Here is a 1,518-nt window from a genome sequence, read left to right on the forward strand (position 1 = left end):
TTTCGTAGAAGGTATTAAAATGGATTTAACCACAAAAAAATTGCTCGAAAGCCTTACTGCAAAAGCAGAAATTAGCGATAAAGAAGCTAAAGACTTTTATGAAAAAAATAAAACAACAAAATTCACCCTGCCTGATATGGTTAACGCTCAGCATATCTTAATTGCTTCAACAGAATCTGATATTAAGGCAAAATTACAATCTGAAAAATCAAACTTAAGTGAATCTGAACTTAATAAAAAAGCTCAAGAAGAAATGAATAAGGCAAAAAGTAAAGCTGAAAACATACTTGCAAAATTAAAAGCTAATCCAGCGTTATTTGCCGACTTAGCTAAATCTTCATCTGATGATGCTTCAAGTGCAGAAAAAGGTGGAGACTTAGGATATTTCAAAAAAGGAGATATGGTTCCAGCTTTTTCTAAAGTTGCTTTCTCCCTTGCTCCAGGACAAATTAGTGACATTGTTAAAACAGACTTTGGCTATCATATAATTAAAGTTTCTGATCGTAAAAAAGCTGGAATAGTACCATTTGTTGAAATAAAAGAAGAAATCAAGAAATTCATGATTAATAAGAGCAAAACAAGTTTAATGGAAAAGTTAATACAAAATGCTAAAAACACCGCAAAAATTGTTTATCTCAGTGACGAATATAATCTGGATAAAATCCAAAAAGAAATCGAAGATATAAAAAAGAAAGCACCTAAAAAACAGTAAATCATTATTGATTGGGGAAAAGTAAAAGCTTTTCCCCAATATTCTTAAGGAATTATACAAGATTTTACAGAGGAAACTGTAGTGGGACAGATTACTAAGCTAAATGAACTTATAGAATTAATAAAAGAACAGAAAAAACATGGTAAAAAAATTGTTACCACTAATGGATGCTTTGATATTATACATGTGGGGCATGTTAAATATTTAAAACAAGCTAAAGAATTAGGAGATATTTTAGTTATTGGTTTAAATACCGATGAGTCAGTAAAAAGACTAAAAGGCCCTACCAGACCAGTAAATAATGAAGATGATAGAGCAGAAGTGTTATCATCGCTTATCTCTGTAGATTATGTAGTATTATTTAACGAAGATACCGCTGTTGAACTTCTTAGCAAAATCCAGCCTGATATATACGCAAAAGGCGGAGATTATACTCTGGATACACTACCTGAAACTGAAACAGTACATAATAGTGGAGGTAAAGTTGTATTCATACCATTTGTAGAAGGTAAATCGACTACAAACATAATTGAAAGAATAAAAGAATAAAAAATATTACAATTTCTTAATAATTTTCATAAAAACTATCATTTATTTTTTCTTTTCTTTTTTATATAATTACTAAAATAGTTAAGGAGGTTATTATGCACGTAAGCTCAATTACCAACACAATCAGTGGAATAGGAACACAAGCTGCTAAATATGCTAAAAATACAGCAACTAACGTTATTAATACAGTTAAAAGTGTAGATCCAAAAGCTGCTTTAGACACATTTAACGGTCTTACTTTAAAACAAAAAGCAACT

General features: G+C 30.0%; 1 protein-coding gene and 1 pseudogene (1 of these 2 only partly in view). Both read left to right on the forward strand.

The window, feature by feature from the left end:
• Positions 1-712: pseudogene (locus A2255_05070) on the forward strand (hypothetical protein) (it extends 419 nt beyond the left edge of the window).
• Positions 713-793: 81 nt separating this feature from the next.
• Positions 794-1,261, forward strand: coding sequence for a hypothetical protein (locus A2255_05075; protein ID OGI19549.1), 468 nt, complete (start codon positions 794-796; stop codon positions 1,259-1,261).
• Positions 1,262-1,518: the final 257 nt, after the last annotated feature.

This window comes from Candidatus Melainabacteria bacterium RIFOXYA2_FULL_32_9 (genome assembly GCA_001784615.1).
Lineage (GTDB): Bacteria > Cyanobacteriota > Vampirovibrionia > Gastranaerophilales > UBA9579 > UBA9579.